Origin of the sequence: Sedimentibacter sp. B4, from assembly GCF_000309315.1 — a bacterium.
GTDB classification, from domain to species: Bacteria; Bacillota; Clostridia; order Tissierellales; family Sedimentibacteraceae; genus Sedimentibacter; species Sedimentibacter saalensis.
In genome coordinates this window covers 35,761-49,893 of the sequence record NZ_CANG01000002.1, presented here as the reverse complement: position 1 = coordinate 49,893, position 14,133 = coordinate 35,761, and the positions used below count along the sequence as shown (strand labels likewise).

The following is a 14,133-nucleotide window of genomic DNA, read 5'->3' as shown; positions in this document are numbered from 1 at the left end:
ATAAGGGTAATATTATGAATCAATACAATTACATGACCTTTAAGTCAGTATCTTATGCAATGAAAGTTGAAACGGCACTTAAAAAGTGCGGCGTAAATTTTAAAATAATACCTGTTCCAAGAAGTATCAGTTCAAGCTGCGGCCTGTGCGTGAGGTTCCAGAAGGAAGACATGGAAAAATTCAAGGAAATAATAGAAAAAAACAGCCTTGTGTACGACAATATTTACTTGGATATTTAGACTGCATATGAAAGATAACAGCCGCAAAGAAAACCAATTAAAAGCAATACAGAACTGCTTTTACCTTTGTGTAGTATGTTTGCTTCGGGAATTAGCTGGCTGGCAGAAACATAAAGCATGCTGCTGGCTGCAGCTGACAGGCAGAAGGCTATAAAATAAGTTGAAATTCCACCAAGCTCAGCTCCTAGCACTGCTCCGAATGCTGTGGGAAGGCCTGTAAGCAGGGTTAATAAAATTACATACAAGGGTGAGGCTCCTGCCATTACAAGAGGAACTCCAACGCTCATTCCTTCCGGAATATTGTGGGCAGCAATCAATATTCCTATTTTTATGCCTAAATTGTCAGAGTATACTGTGCTTGAACCCACAGCTATACCTTCCGGAAAATTGTGCAGGCTGAGGCTTACTATGATTATCATACTCATTTTTATGTAATCCAGTTTTTTGCCTGCATATCTGGAAAGCTTCTTTGTGGGAATCATTTCTTCCGCGAAAAAAACCACAATAAGTCCAATGAAAAGACCCAATGTCACAATGAAGAAACCTCCAATTTCATAGGCTTCCGGCATGAGGTCAAAAGAAATTACAGAAAGCATTATTCCTGCTGCAAAGCTTAAAAGTCCTGAAACTGTTCGGTCACTGGGGCTTTTAATCAACAATGACACTGTTCCTCCAAGACATGTTCCAATTCCGCCAATAACAAATCCCCATATAAAATAATATAAAATATCCAAAGTTTCCTCCTGTTTGTTCATCTTATTAATATATATGCAGCCGGGTTTTTTTAAGAAATTAAAAATTAATTAAGAAGTAAATTCTTGTACATAATTATAATGTAGTATATAATTAGCCATAGAAATATTGATAAATGATTCTTTGCATTTTTTCTTTAATGAGAATGCAGGAAAGGAAATTAAATGAAAGAAATTATAAATACAAAAATAGTTAAAATGGATCCTGACAATTTGGACTATGATATAATAAAAGAAGCCGCACAAATCATCAATAACGGCGGTGTTGTTGTGTTTCCAACAGAAACAGTATACGGAATTGGAGCAGATGCATTAAATGACACTGCTGTGGAAAAAATTTTCAAGGCAAAGGGAAGGCCTCAGGACAATCCTTTGATAGTTCATATTCAAGATGTTGAAGAACTGTACGATTTATCCAGAGAAGTTCCGGAAAATGCAATAATATTAGCAGAAAAATTCTGGCCGGGTCCCCTGACTATGATTTTGTATAAAAAGGATATATTATCAGACAAAATAACAGCAGGACTTAGTACTGCTGCAATAAGGTTTCCAAAAAATAAAATTGCCCTGGCACTTATAAAGGAAAGCGGAAAACCAATTGCTGCACCAAGTGCCAACACTTCCGGAAAGCCAAGCCCCACAGAAGCTTCTCATGTAATTGAAGATTTAATGGGCAAGGTAGATATGATAATTGACGGAGGATGCACTTACATAGGAATCGAATCAACTGTTGTAGATGTTACAGGGGATGTGCCCATGATACTAAGGCCCGGCGGAATAACAAGAGAAGACATATCAGGAGTTTTAGGAAAATGTGATTACGATCCTGCAATCATTAAAAGCAATGAAAAAATTGTTCCAAAATCTCCGGGACAAAAATACAGGCATTATTCACCAAAAGCAAAAGTGATTTTGTACAAGGGACCTTTAGATAAAATTGCGCAAAGAATAGTCGAAGATTATGATAAATTTACACAGGATGGATTAAAGGTGGGCATTATGTCAACTGTTCAGACTGAAAAATATTACGAGGGCAAGACCACAATTTGTGTTGGTGACAGAACTAAGCCCATATCAATTTCGTCTAATTTATTCAAAGACCTGAGAAATTTTGACCACATGGGAATGGATGTCATTCTTGCAGAAGCAGTTGAAGAAGAAGAACTTGGAAAGGCAATCATGAACAGATTGGGAAAAGCATCAAGCGAAACAATCATTGTGTGAGGTATTTATGAACATTTTATTGGTGTGCACCGGTAATACATGCAGAAGCAGCATGGCCGAGGGAATTTTCAAGCAGATGCTCATTGATTCTAATATTGAAAATATTAATGTATCTTCAGCGGGATTAAGTGCTTTTCAAGGGGACAGAGCAAATCAAAAAGCCGTTGATGTTTTGAAAAATCAAGGAATAGACATATCAAGGCACAGGGCGAGACAGCTTACAGGCGAAATTATAAACAGCTCTGATTTAATCTTGACCATGACAACTGCTCATAAGATGTCCATAATAAATTATGACCCTCAGTCAAAGGGAAAAGTTTTTACGCTGAAGGAATATGCAAGCAATACAGATGGTGAAGAATCGGGTAATATGAATCTTGACATTCATGATCCCTACGGCAGGGATTACAGCGTTTATGAGTCAGTTATGAGCGAAATACGATTTGAGATAGAGTCGGTTGTCAATAAATTGAAACAAAAAAATAATTAAGTTAAGAATTAAGTGAAAAAATGGAGGAAAAATGAAAATAGTACTTGCATGTGATCATGGAGGATTTGAATTAAAGGAAGCAGTAAGGGAACACTTGACTAAGAAAGGTTATGAAGTAAACGACATAGGCGTTTATGACACAAATTCCGTGGACTACCCTGATTACGGAAAAAAAGCTGCTGAACTGGTTGCAGGAAGCGATGACAAGGGGATAGTAATATGCGGAACAGGAATAGGTATTTCCATAGCAGCAAACAAAGTTCACGGTATAAGATGTGCTTTGTGCACAAATGAATATATGGCGAGGATGTCCAGGATGCATAACGATGCAAACATGCTTGCTTTAGGAAACCGCGTCATAGGTCAGGGAGCTGCACTTGACATAGTGGATGTGTGGCTTTCTACAGAGTTTGAAGGCGGAAGACACTTGAACAGAGTTAAGAAAATCATGGAAATAGAAAATATATAAAGAAGAGGAAATATTCATGACTGGTTACTTTATAGCTTTTATTTCAGCTGTAATTATATCTTTTATAATGACTCCGCCTGCAAGACAGCTTGCAATAAAGGTTGGAGCACTGGATGTACCAAAGGATCCAAGAAAAATCCACAATAAGCCCATGCCTTATTTCGGAGGTCTGGCTATTTATGTTTCAATAATGGCATGTATGTTTGTTTACCTGCCACATACAAGGACTAACCTGTTTATAATGGCCGGAGCAACAATAATTGTGCTGACTGGAGTTGTTGATGACATGTATGGAATGCCTGCCAAGATTAAAATGCTCATGCAGCTTATTGCAGCATTTGTTGCATTAAGAGGAGGCGTTCAGATACACTTCATTACAAACCCACTTTCAGAAACAGGAATGAGCTACTTGCTCTCATGGCTTTCATACCCCATAACATTGTTCTGGATTGTGGGTATTACTAACACAATAAACCTCATAGATGGTTTGGATGGCCTGGCTTCCGGTGTAGCCAGCATAGCAGCAACAACTCTTCTTTTTACGGCAGCAACAATGGGACACGACTTCATTATGATGCAGTGTGCCATAATAGCAGGAGCTTCCTTGGGATTTCTTCCATTTAACTTTAACCCTGCAAAAATATTCATGGGTGATACAGGTTCTCTGCTTCTGGGATACATGCTGGCAGTAACTTCTGTATCAGGTATGGTAAAAAGCGTTGCGGCTGTGGCCCTGGCTGTGCCTGTATTTGCTTTGGGTCTTCCCATATTTGACACTACATTTGCAATAATAAGAAGATATTTAAACAACAAGCCAATAATGCAAGCCGACAAGGAACACCTTCACCACAAGCTCATGAAAATAGGACTTAATCAAAGGCAGACCGTATTGATAATGTACTTCATCAGCATGATGTTGGGAATTGTTGCAGTAATAATAGCTGATGCAGATCCGTTTATAGGAATTATTCTGGCAACCATTATGGTAATAGCAGTATTTTATTTTGCAAAATTAGCAGGATTCTTCAGAAAAAAAGAACAGTAATATAATTAAGAATGAAGAATGAAGAATTAAAAATTAGTGGTTGAATTTGGGCGCGGCCCAAATTCTTAATTCTTAACTCTTAATTCTTCATTTAATACGGAGGTAGTGATGAATAAAGTAAAGGTGCTTGTTGTTTTCGGTACACGGCCGGAAGCTGTTAAAATGGCCCCCATAGTGAAATCCCTTAAAAATGATGAAGAGCATTTCATCTCAAAGGTATGCGTAACAGCACAGCACAGAGACATGTTGGACCAGGTTCTTAAAATATTTGATATTGAGCCGGATTATGATTTGAATATATTCCAAAGCGGCCAGACGCTGACGCAAATAACCTGCAGGGCTCTGTCAGGACTTGAAGGTGTTATAGAAGAATTTAAACCGGACCTGATTTTGGTGCAGGGCGACACAACAACAGTATTTTCAGGAGCCCTTGCTGCATTTTACCACCAGGTTAAAATAGGCCATGTGGAAGCAGGACTGAGAAGCGGCAATTTGTATTCTCCATATCCTGAGGAAGCAAACCGTATGCTTACGGGAGTACTTACAGATTTCCATTTTGCTCCAACACAGACTTCAAAAAACAACCTGCTCAGGGAAGGCTATGATGAAAACAAGATTTTCATAACTGGAAACACATCTATAGATGCTCTTGGCTGGGTTATAGATAAAAATTATAAATTCAGCGAAGAAGCATTAAACAACATAGATTTTGAAAAGAAGAAAGTAATACTCCTGACCGCCCACCGCAGAGAAAATATTGGTGAGCCCATGGAAAATATTTTTTCTGCTGTAAGAAGAGCAGCTGAAGAAAATAAAGATGTGGAAGTAATATATCCAATGCATTTGAATCCTAAAGTAAGAGAAATCGCAAGAAAGCTATTTGATGGAATGGAAAATGTCCACCTCATAGAACCTCTTGATTATCTTCCTTTTACAAACCTCATGTCAAAATGCTACCTTGTTGTTACAGATTCAGGGGGAGTTCAGGAAGAAGCACCATCCCTGGGCAAGCCGGTGCTTGTTGTAAGGAAGGAAACAGAAAGACCTGAAGGTATTTCAGCAGGAACAGCAAAGCTTGCAGGAACTGACAGACAGGTTATTTACAATGAGCTTAATATACTCATAAACAATGAAGAAGAATACAAAAAAATGGCCAATGCAGTGAACCCATACGGTGACGGAATGGCTGCAATGCACATAATAGATGCTATAAAGAAAAAAATGCTGTAATCAAAACCTGCCAATAATGTAGGGGAGGACTACTGTCCTCCCGGGGCTATTAATTCAAAAAAGTTGTTATCTGCGGGAGAGCGCAAGGCTCTCCCCTACGAACTTAGATTTCAAGTTCACGACAATTACCAATTTTAATTAATTTAATGACTTTGTCATCAATCTGAGCCTGTCATACCAACAGGTTTATTTTTTTGCCAAATATTAAGTTGAAGTCAAAAACTTATGTCAAATAAAACACAATGAATTCCAAAATATGCTGGTTGTCCAGAAAAATGTCCTGGCAAAGGGCTCTATTGTCCTAAATAGTTGTAATTTGTTATAATAAATATATTGACAAACAGTCTGTTTTATATTATACTTCGAATATCAAAATATTTGAAATAAAATAAAAAATGATATCAAAATAATAGACATTAAAACATCTAAATTTATGGAGGAAATAATGATTTTAGAAAAAGTAAAAGCAATTTTAGTTGAGGAATTGGACGTAGAGGAAGAAAATATAAATCTTGACAGCAAAATAAAAGACGATTTGGGAGCAGATTCACTGGATCTTTTCGAATTGATCAGCAAAATAGAAGATGAGCTTGATATAACTATCGATGAAGAAGATTACGGCAAGCTTGTAACAGTTGGAGATATAGTAAACTACATTACAGACAAACAATAATTAATTAGAAAACGCCTGCGGGCGTTTTCTCTTATGCGGAATAATTCGCAATTTTATTACAATACGAGGAGAATATATGATTAATACAGTTATATGCAGCCTGCTGAACATAAAATATCCTATTTTTCAAGGAGGCATGGCACAAATATCAGATGCGGAGCTAGCTGCTGCCGTATCGGAAGCCGGAGGTCTTGGAGTAATAGCATCAGGCAACAACACTGCAGAATTTATTGAAAAAGAAATACGTAAGATCAAATCGCTGACTGATAAGCCATTTGGTGTTAATGTAATGCTTTTAAGCCCATATGCCAACGATGTGAGCAACCTTCTAATAGAGGAAAAAGTTCCGGTAATAATCACGGGAGCAGGAAATCCCGGAAAATATCTGAAGCTTTGGAAAGAAGCAGGAATTAAGGTAATACCGGTTGTTCCTTCAGTTGCTTTTGCAAAACATTTTGAAAAACTTGGAGCCGATGCCATCATCTGCGAAGGAACTGAATCAGGCGGACACGTAGGAGAACTTACAACAATGTGCCTGACACCTCAGGTGGTTGATGCTGTGAAAATACCTGTAATAGCAGCAGGAGGAATCGGAGACGGAAGAGGTATTGCTGCTGTCTTAAGCCTGGGGGCTCAGGGTGTTCAGGTTGGAACAAGATTTTTACTTGCCACGGAATGCAACGTTCATCAGAACTACAAAGACAAGGTTCTTAAGGCAAACGACACAGACACGGCTGTTACAGGAAGAAAAACAGGTCATCCAGTAAGAGTTTTGAAGAATAAACTTGTAAATCAATTTAAAGAAATTGAAAAGAACAACGGAACCGTTGAAGAAATGGAACAGCTGGGCAGAGGAAGACTTTACAAGGCAGCTGTTGAAGGGGATGTTGATTACGGTTCAGTAATGTCAGGACAAATTGCAGGTTTGGTGAACAAGGAACAAAGCTGCAAGGAAATTATTACAGAAATGTTTGATGAAGCGGAAACTATTATGAAAAACTTGAGTTCATTTATTTCAGGAGGTAGTAATGAGTAAGACAGCTTTTGTGTTTCCAGGACAGGGCGCTCAGTATGCTGGAATGGGAAAAGAATTTTATGACAATTTCGAAGAAAGCAAGGAAATTTTTGAAAGAGCTAACCAGGCTCTGGGATTTGACATTGCAAAGCTTTGTTTTGAAGGACCTGACCAGGATTTAAGCGTTACAAAAATAACTCAGCCTGCACTTCTTACAACTTGCATGGCAATTTATGAAGTTTTGAAAAAAAACAACAAGGATGACTCTGTTGTCATGGGAGGACTTTCCCTTGGTGAATACTCAGCACTGACTGCTGCAGGAGCAATGGATTTTGAAACTGCTGTCAAACTTGTTTACAACAGAGGAAACTACATGCAAAATGCAGTTCCTTTGGGAGAAGGCGGAATGCTTGCACTTATGGGATGTACAGATCAGGATGCAATAGCATTTTGTGAAGATGTAACAAAAAGCTGCGGACTTCTTGAACCTGCAAACTTCAACTGTCCGGGGCAAATAGTTGTGGGTGGAAAAAGTGAAGCAATAGATGAAGCATTATCAAAGACTTCCCAGTTCAACATCAGAAGAGCCGTTAAACTTCAGGTAAGCGCGCCATTTCACACATCAATGTTGAAACCTGCCGGTACAAAGCTTAAGGAAGATTTGGCCAAAATCAATTTCAAGAAACCAAAATGCAATGTTATTTCCAATGTAGACACAGAATATTACGAAAACGATCAGGTAATAGCTGATAAGCTGGAAAAACAGGTTTACAATCCCGTTAGATGGGAAGAATGCGTAAGAAAAATGATAGCTGACGGTGTGACTACATTTGTTGAAATAGGACCGGGAAAGACATTGTCAAGCTTTATAAAGAAAATAGATAAAAATGTTAAATCAATAAATATAGATAGTATTGCATCCCTCAAAGAATATATAGAATTGTCTTATGCTTAGCAGGTGATTTTCCTGCTAAGTATTAGAAATTATTATTATTGCGATAGAATTGTCTTATGCTTAAGCAGGATCAGGCAGTGATGCAATACATCGGAAAGGATTACTATGAAGACTGCAATTATTACCGGAGCTTCAAAGGGTATAGGAGCTGCAATTGCTTTAAGGCTTAATGAGTTGGGCTACAACCTGGTATTAAACTACAGAAGCAACACAAGTTCCATGGAAGAATTAATCAATAATTTTCCAAACAAAGAAACTAAAAATTTGACTGTACAATGCGACATATCAAACTATGAGGATGCCAAGAGACTTATTGACGAAGCTTATGACAACTTTGGTTCTGTTGATGTGTTAATAAACAATGCAGGAATAACCAAGGACAACATACTTCCAATGATGAGCGAAGATGAGTTTGATCAGGTTATCGACACAAATTTAAAAGGAACATTCAACTGCTGCAGACATATTTCCAAAAGAATGCTTAAGCAAAAGTACGGAAGAATTGTAAATATTTCATCCGTGGTTGGGCTTGCAGGAAATGCAGGACAGGTAAATTATGCTGCTTCGAAATCAGGAGTTATAGGAATGACCAAATCTATGGCAAGAGAACTTGGAAAGAAAAATGTCCTTGTAAATGCCGTGGCACCTGGATTCATTCAAACTGAAATGACAGACAAAATACCAGATGACATAAAAAATGAAATGATGAAAAATATACCTCTGCAAAAGCTTGGCCAGCCAAGCGACATTGCAGATGCAGTTGAGTTTTTAATATCTGACAAAGCATCATATATAACAGGTCAGGTATTATCAGTCAACGGCGGATACTACATGTAAAAATTAAGAGTTAAGAATTAAGAATGAATTGAAAAATCAGGCTTTGCCTGATTTTAACCATAATTCTTAATTATTCATTCTTCATTCTTAATTAATCGAAATTGGAGGAAAAAATGAAAAGAAGAGTTGTAATAACAGGTGTTGGTGTTGTAAGTCCAATCGGATCAGGCGATGCTTTTTGGGAAAATGTAAAAAAAGGAACATGCGGAATAAGCCCTATTGAATCTTTTGACACTACTGAATTCAGCGTAAAGCTTGCTGCTGAAGTAAAGGATTTCGATCCTACACTGTACATGGACAAAAAAGAATCAAAGAGACAGGACAGATACAGCCAGTTTGCACTTGCTGCAGCTGATATAGCAGTAAAAAATTCAGGACTTGACATAGAAAAAGTTGACAGCGACCGTTTTGGAGTAATAGTAGGAAGTGCAGTTGGAGGAATTCATACAATTGAAGCCGAGCATGCAAAGCTTCTTGAAAAAGGACCAGGAAAAGTGTCAACATTTTTTATTCCTATGATGCTTTCAAACATTGCATCAGGACTTGTGGCTATTAAGTACCAGGCAAAGTCTGTGAACTTCAGCACAGTTACTGCATGTGCAACAGGAGCAAATGCAATCGGAGAATCATATAAAAGAATCCAGGATGGAATTTGTGATGTAATGATTGCCGGAGGAAGTGAAGCTGCCATAACTCCATGTTCAATAGCAGGTTTTTCTGCCCTCACTACTCTTTCAACAACTACAGATGTAAACAGAGCATCAATACCTTTTGACAAGGAAAGACATGGATTTGTAATGGGAGAAGGAGCCGGAATAATGGTTCTTGAAGATTATGACCATGCAGTAAAAAGAGGAGCTAAAATATATGCAGAGCTGGTAGGCTATGGAGCAACATGTGATGCATATCACATGACAAGCCCTGACCCAAGTTCAGAAGGTGCTTCAAAAGCCATGAAAAATGCCATTGAAGATGCCGGCATAACACCTGTTGACATAGGATACATCAATGCTCACGGTACAAGCACTTTGTACAATGACAAGTTTGAAACACAGGCTATAAAGAACATTTTCAAGGAAAATGCAAAGAATGTACCAATAAGCTCTACAAAATCCATGACAGGTCACTTGCTGGGAGCTGCCGGAGCCGTAGAAGCAATAGTATGTGCTAAATCCTTGGAAAACGGATATATTCCAGCAACAATAAACCACCAGGTTACTGACCCTGAACTGGATTTGAACTTCGTCCCTAACACAGGAATTGAAAAGGAATATGACTATGCATTGTCAAACGCATTTGGATTTGGCGGACACAATGCAACATTGGTTCTTAAAAAATATAAAGGAAACTAATATGATTTACAATACAAGCGAAATACAAAAAATAATACCTCACAGATACCCAATGCTTCTCATTGACAAAATTGTGGAGCTTGTAGAAGGGGAAAAAGCTGTTGGAGTTAAAAATGTAACAATAAATGAACAGTTTTTCCAGGGACACTTTCCGGGAAACCCTGTTATGCCCGGAGTTCTCATTATTGAAGCTTTGGCCCAGACAGGAGCAGTAGCCATACTCTCCATGGAAAAATTTAAAAACAAGACCGTATACTTTGGAGGAATCAAAAGCGCAAAATTCAAGAGAAAAGTATGCCCTGGAGACACATTGAAACTTGTTACTGAAATAACAAAATTAAAGGCTAATTTTGGCATAGGAAATGCTATTGCTTACGTTGATGACGAAATTGCAGCAGAAGCAGAATTAATCTTTGCTGTGGAATAGAATTGTGACAATATTTTCACAATAAACTTTCCATATTTTTAAAAAATGTGTTATAATTTATAATGTGACACATTTTTTTATTTTTATAACTTTTGCAGACGTTTTCTGCTTATTTTTATAGAGAAGACATGTTAAACATTTAACCATCGATAAAAAGAACAATTGAATTTGTGCAAATCATGTATTTTTAATGATAATAGCGGAAAACTAGTCTATGTTATGAAATAAAGGTTAATTACATAAATAGTAAATATTTCTAAAAATAAATGTAACAAAATCACTTGCCCTATAAAATTATTGTGCTATAATATCATATACGTATCTAATAAGGACATAGTATCTAAAAAGATACTGTGGACAATGAAGAGGTGATTAAATGAGTGCAGTTTCATGCGACAATATGTTTAGTGATAAAGAAAGACACAGCACATGCTATATGAGCGACAAGTGTATAAGGTACAAGGTATGTCCAATGGTTCTTGTTCAGAAGCTTTTAGCAGGAAAAAGAAAGATAATGATACTTTGGTATTTAAGCGGCAAGGTTTTAAGATTTAATGACATTAAGAGAAGACTTCCGGATGTCACTCAAAAAATGCTTACTCAACAGTTGAGAAGCTTAGAAGAAGATCATTTGATATTCAGGCATGTTTATCCGGTTGTACCACCAAGGGTTGAATATGGATTGACAGAACTTGGAGAGAAAATAATTCCATTGCTGGAAATGATGCATGGTTTTGGAGCAGAGTATTTAGAACTTGGATATAAAGATAACAATCCGGATCTAAATTAAGTATCTTTTAGGGTACTATAGTACAAAAAAGTGCGTACTTGTCAAACATAGTTAAATTAAATATACTGTTAAAGGTAACAGTTGAATTTTACGGTTTCTTACATTTTTCGAATTTAAAAACCTAAGCAAAATAAGATTTTTTTATTCAAAAATGGGGAAAAATTTACAATCGCAGCTTGTCACTTTAATAACAATCAAAATGCTTCAAAGCAAATTTAAACGGAATATTTTATGGAAGCATGTTATATTATTCCAAATTTATTGACAAACATTTTTTTATATTTTATTATTAATGAAATAGGAAAATGTTTGATTTTATAAAAATATTTGACAGAGGTGGTGGTATAGTGTCTATTGAAATAATCAAGGTAATAAAGGAGGCAGAGGAAAAGGCTGAAGTCACAAAACGAGAAGCCGCTCAGCAAGCAAAACAAATTATTACCAATGCTAATGCGCAAGCTCTACAAATTGTTGATGAAGCGAGAGAAAATGCTGAATCAAAAAGAACTGATGTGCTAAAAGCAGCAGAATCCCAGGGACAGCTTCTTTATGACAGCATAATCAGCGACGCTGCAAAAAAATGTGATGACATTTTAAAAAGCGCAGAAAAAAACATGGATAATGCAGCATCAATTATACTGGAAAGGATAGTGAAGGCCAGTGGCAATAGTTAAGATGAAGAAAATAAGCACCATAGGCTTAAGCAGCATTAAATCTTCATTAATAAAGGAACTCATGGATTTAGGAGTGGTCGAAATAAGCGCCCAGGATTCAAAATTGACCGACCCGGAGTGGATTTCCTATGTTAAAAAAGATGGAAATGAAGTTGAAGTGCTGGACTGTGATGCAAAAATATCTAAAATAAGCGAAGTTTTAAACAGTCTGGAAAAGTATGACAAAAGCAAAAAACCAATGTTCTTTACAAGAAAATCAATATCATCAAAAGATTTTGAAAATGCCATCAGTGATTTAAGCAAGACTGAGGAAAACGTAGCAAAAGTGCTGGAGATGAACAAGAGCTTCAATGAGCTCAGTTCAGAGGAAAATAAAATTGAGACAGCCATACTCAGTTTAAAGCCTTGGGCAAGTTACGAGATCCCTTTGGAATTAACCGAAACAAAGTATACAAGCATCTTTACCGGTGTTGTTCCAAATATAGTTGATGTAGAAAAGCTTAAGTCTGATCTTCGGGAAAAAACAGACAGATGTATTGCAAATCTTGTTGGAAGCGATAAGGATCAACATTATTTTTCAATTATATGCCTCATAAAAGAAAAAGATGATGTTTATGAGATTTTAAAGCAATATGGTTTCAACACAGTGGCTTTCAAAGATTTAAAGGGTACTGCAGCCCAAAATATTGTGCAGTATGAAAACAATTTGAAAGAAATTTCTGAAAACAAATCAAAAGTTGAAAAAAATATTACAGATTATGTTCCATACAAGGAACAAATTCAACTGTTTTATGATTATCTGGTAATTGAAAGAGACAAAAATAAGATACTTGGGAACTTGCTTAACACAGATTCAACTTTCTATATTGAAGGATGGATACCTGAGGTAAGCAAGGAACAGATTGAGAATGTACTCAACAAACATCAGTGCTGGTTTGAAATATATGAACCTGAAGAAGGAGAACAAACTCCTATAGCTATGCAAAACAATTCTTTCACACAGCCTTTTGAAGCAATTACAGAGCTTTATAGTCTACCTTCATCAAGCAACATAGATCCTACACCATACATGGCTCCGTTCTATTGCTTATTTTTTGGGCTGATGCTTGCGGATGTGGGCTATGGTTTAATTATGGCCGCAGCAACTTACATGGTGCTTAAGAAGTTCAAACTCGAAGGATCAATTCAAAAGCTTATGAGAGTGTTCTTCTACTGTGGAATATCAACTGCATTCTGGGGAGTGATGTTTGGAAGCTGGTTCGGTGATGCCATACCTGCTGCAGCGAAACTGTTGTTCAATTCTGATTTTACTGTGAAACCTTTGTGGTTGAATCCCATGGAAGAACCTATGACACTTTTAATAGTATCATTTGTTTTTGGAATTATCCACTTGTTCACCGGTATGGCAGTTAAGGCACACATTCTCATTAGAGACGGAAATCCTCTGGATGCCTTGTTTGACATAGGTTTCTGGTATGGACTTATAATAGGATTGATATTGCTTTTATTCGGAAATACAGTGATTCCGGGTTCAGGGCAGATAGGCAAATGGATGTCCATAATATTCGCTTTAGGTTTAGTTCTTACTCAAGGAAGAGCAAAAAAGAATATTGCGGGTAAACTCATAAGCGGTGTACTCAGCCTGTACAACATAACAAGTTATTTAAGTGATGTTCTATCATATTCAAGACTCTTAGCCTTAGGATTGGCTACAGGGGTTGTATCTTCCGTTATGAGCATATTGGGCTCTATGGGAGGCAGAAACGTTTTTGGCATATTGTTGTTTGTGGTGGTTATGATTATAGGACACACATTCAATTTTGCAATAAATGCTCTTGGAGCTTTCGTACATGCTGCGAGACTGCAGTATGTTGAATTCTTCGGTAAATTTTATGAAGGCGGCGGAGAGCCATTCAAGCCGTTTACGAAAAAACTAAATATAACAGAATAATCAAGGAGGA

The 14,133-nt window shown here is 37.1% G+C and carries 16 protein-coding genes; 15 read left to right on the top strand and 1 reads right to left on the bottom strand.

Annotation, left to right across the window (positions count from 1 at the left end):
- Positions 1-14 precede the first annotated feature (14 nt).
- On the top strand, positions 15-239 hold the full coding sequence (locus tag BN358_RS00230) for a DUF3343 domain-containing protein (protein ID WP_019227318.1): 225 nt from the start codon (positions 15-17) through the stop codon (positions 237-239).
- Here the strand turns inward: BN358_RS00230 and BN358_RS00225 are convergent.
- Positions 236-973, bottom strand: a complete 738-nt coding sequence (locus BN358_RS00225; RefSeq protein ID WP_019227317.1) for a ZIP family metal transporter — start codon at positions 971-973, stop codon at positions 236-238. The genes BN358_RS00230 and BN358_RS00225 overlap by 4 nt on opposite strands.
- A 183-nt stretch (positions 974-1,156) precedes the next feature.
- Here BN358_RS00225 and BN358_RS00220 point away from each other — a divergent pair, with 183 nt between their 5' ends.
- The 14 genes from BN358_RS00220 (at position 1,157) to BN358_RS00155 (ending at position 14,123) form a co-directional block, all read left to right on the top strand.
- Positions 1,157-2,215, top strand: a complete 1,059-nt coding sequence (locus BN358_RS00220) for an L-threonylcarbamoyladenylate synthase (RefSeq protein ID WP_019227316.1) — start codon at positions 1,157-1,159, stop codon at positions 2,213-2,215.
- 7 nt (positions 2,216-2,222) lie between these two features.
- On the top strand, positions 2,223-2,705 hold the full coding sequence (locus tag BN358_RS00215; protein WP_019227315.1) for a low molecular weight protein arginine phosphatase: 483 nt from the start codon (positions 2,223-2,225) through the stop codon (positions 2,703-2,705).
- A 31-nt stretch (positions 2,706-2,736) separates the two neighbouring features.
- The gene (rpiB, locus tag BN358_RS00210; RefSeq protein ID WP_019227314.1) at positions 2,737-3,174 is read left to right on the top strand and encodes a ribose 5-phosphate isomerase B; all 438 of its coding nucleotides are present in this window, start codon (positions 2,737-2,739) and stop codon (positions 3,172-3,174) included.
- A 16-nt stretch (positions 3,175-3,190) separates the two neighbouring features.
- Positions 3,191-4,219, top strand: coding sequence for a glycosyltransferase family 4 protein (locus BN358_RS00205; protein ID WP_019227313.1), 1,029 nt, complete (start codon positions 3,191-3,193; stop codon positions 4,217-4,219).
- Positions 4,220-4,327: 108 nt separating this feature from the next.
- A complete protein-coding gene (wecB, locus tag BN358_RS00200) occupies positions 4,328-5,449 on the top strand; it encodes a non-hydrolyzing UDP-N-acetylglucosamine 2-epimerase (protein ID WP_019227312.1) in 1,122 nt (373 codons plus the stop codon).
- A gap of 445 nt (positions 5,450-5,894) precedes the next feature.
- Entirely contained in the window at positions 5,895-6,122 is a 228-nt protein-coding gene (gene acpP / locus BN358_RS00195) for an acyl carrier protein (RefSeq protein WP_019227311.1), read from the top strand.
- Between the two features lie 76 nt (positions 6,123-6,198).
- Positions 6,199-7,158: an enoyl-[acyl-carrier-protein] reductase FabK gene (gene fabK / locus BN358_RS00190; protein ID WP_019227310.1), complete on the top strand. Its 960-nt coding sequence runs from the start codon at positions 6,199-6,201 to the stop codon at positions 7,156-7,158.
- Positions 7,151-8,092: an ACP S-malonyltransferase gene (gene fabD, locus BN358_RS00185; RefSeq protein WP_019227309.1), complete on the top strand. Its 942-nt coding sequence runs from the start codon at positions 7,151-7,153 to the stop codon at positions 8,090-8,092. Before fabK ends, fabD begins: the two co-directional genes overlap by 8 nt.
- A gap of 105 nt (positions 8,093-8,197) precedes the next feature.
- Complete coding sequence (gene fabG / locus BN358_RS00180; protein WP_019227308.1) at positions 8,198-8,929, top strand: 3-oxoacyl-[acyl-carrier-protein] reductase; 732 nt, start codon at positions 8,198-8,200, stop codon at positions 8,927-8,929.
- A 113-nt stretch (positions 8,930-9,042) separates the two neighbouring features.
- A complete protein-coding gene (gene fabF, locus BN358_RS00175; protein WP_019227307.1) occupies positions 9,043-10,281 on the top strand; it encodes a beta-ketoacyl-ACP synthase II in 1,239 nt (412 codons plus the stop codon).
- 1 nt (position 10,282) lies between these two features.
- A complete protein-coding gene (fabZ, locus tag BN358_RS00170) occupies positions 10,283-10,708 on the top strand; it encodes a 3-hydroxyacyl-ACP dehydratase FabZ (protein ID WP_040581782.1) in 426 nt (141 codons plus the stop codon).
- Between the two features lie 376 nt (positions 10,709-11,084).
- A complete protein-coding gene (locus BN358_RS00165; RefSeq protein WP_019227305.1) occupies positions 11,085-11,498 on the top strand; it encodes a helix-turn-helix domain-containing protein in 414 nt (137 codons plus the stop codon).
- Between the two features lie 305 nt (positions 11,499-11,803).
- Positions 11,804-12,172, top strand: a complete 369-nt coding sequence (locus BN358_RS00160; protein ID WP_019227304.1) for a hypothetical protein — start codon at positions 11,804-11,806, stop codon at positions 12,170-12,172.
- On the top strand, positions 12,159-14,123 hold the full coding sequence (locus BN358_RS00155) for a V-type ATP synthase subunit I (RefSeq protein ID WP_019227303.1): 1,965 nt from the start codon (positions 12,159-12,161) through the stop codon (positions 14,121-14,123). Before BN358_RS00160 ends, BN358_RS00155 begins: the two co-directional genes overlap by 14 nt.
- The last annotated feature ends 10 nt before the right edge of the window (positions 14,124-14,133 follow it).

Bases quoted from the DNA above. Each gene is read 5' to 3' on its own strand.
- wecB (WP_019227312.1), top strand. From the start codon at position 4,328: ATGAATAAAGTAAAGGTGCTTGTTGTTTTCGGTACACGGCCGGAAGCT.
- fabG (WP_019227308.1), top strand. From the start codon at position 8,198: ATGAAGACTGCAATTATTACCGGAGCTTCAAAGGGTATAGGAGCTGCA.
- BN358_RS00215 (WP_019227315.1), top strand. From the start codon at position 2,223: ATGAACATTTTATTGGTGTGCACCGGTAATACATGCAGAAGCAGCATG.
- fabK (WP_019227310.1), top strand. From the start codon at position 6,199: ATGATTAATACAGTTATATGCAGCCTGCTGAACATAAAATATCCTATT.
- BN358_RS00160 (WP_019227304.1), top strand. From the start codon at position 11,804: ATGTTTGATTTTATAAAAATATTTGACAGAGGTGGTGGTATAGTGTCT.
- BN358_RS00205 (WP_019227313.1), top strand. From the start codon at position 3,191: ATGACTGGTTACTTTATAGCTTTTATTTCAGCTGTAATTATATCTTTT.
- fabZ (WP_040581782.1), top strand. From the start codon at position 10,283: ATGATTTACAATACAAGCGAAATACAAAAAATAATACCTCACAGATAC.
- fabF (WP_019227307.1), top strand. From the start codon at position 9,043: ATGAAAAGAAGAGTTGTAATAACAGGTGTTGGTGTTGTAAGTCCAATC.
- BN358_RS00220 (WP_019227316.1), top strand. From the start codon at position 1,157: ATGAAAGAAATTATAAATACAAAAATAGTTAAAATGGATCCTGACAAT.
- BN358_RS00165 (WP_019227305.1), top strand. From the start codon at position 11,085: ATGAGTGCAGTTTCATGCGACAATATGTTTAGTGATAAAGAAAGACAC.
- fabD (WP_019227309.1), top strand. From the start codon at position 7,151: ATGAGTAAGACAGCTTTTGTGTTTCCAGGACAGGGCGCTCAGTATGCT.
- BN358_RS00230 (WP_019227318.1), top strand. From the start codon at position 15: ATGAATCAATACAATTACATGACCTTTAAGTCAGTATCTTATGCAATG.
- acpP (WP_019227311.1), top strand. From the start codon at position 5,895: ATGATTTTAGAAAAAGTAAAAGCAATTTTAGTTGAGGAATTGGACGTA.
- rpiB (WP_019227314.1), top strand. From the start codon at position 2,737: ATGAAAATAGTACTTGCATGTGATCATGGAGGATTTGAATTAAAGGAA.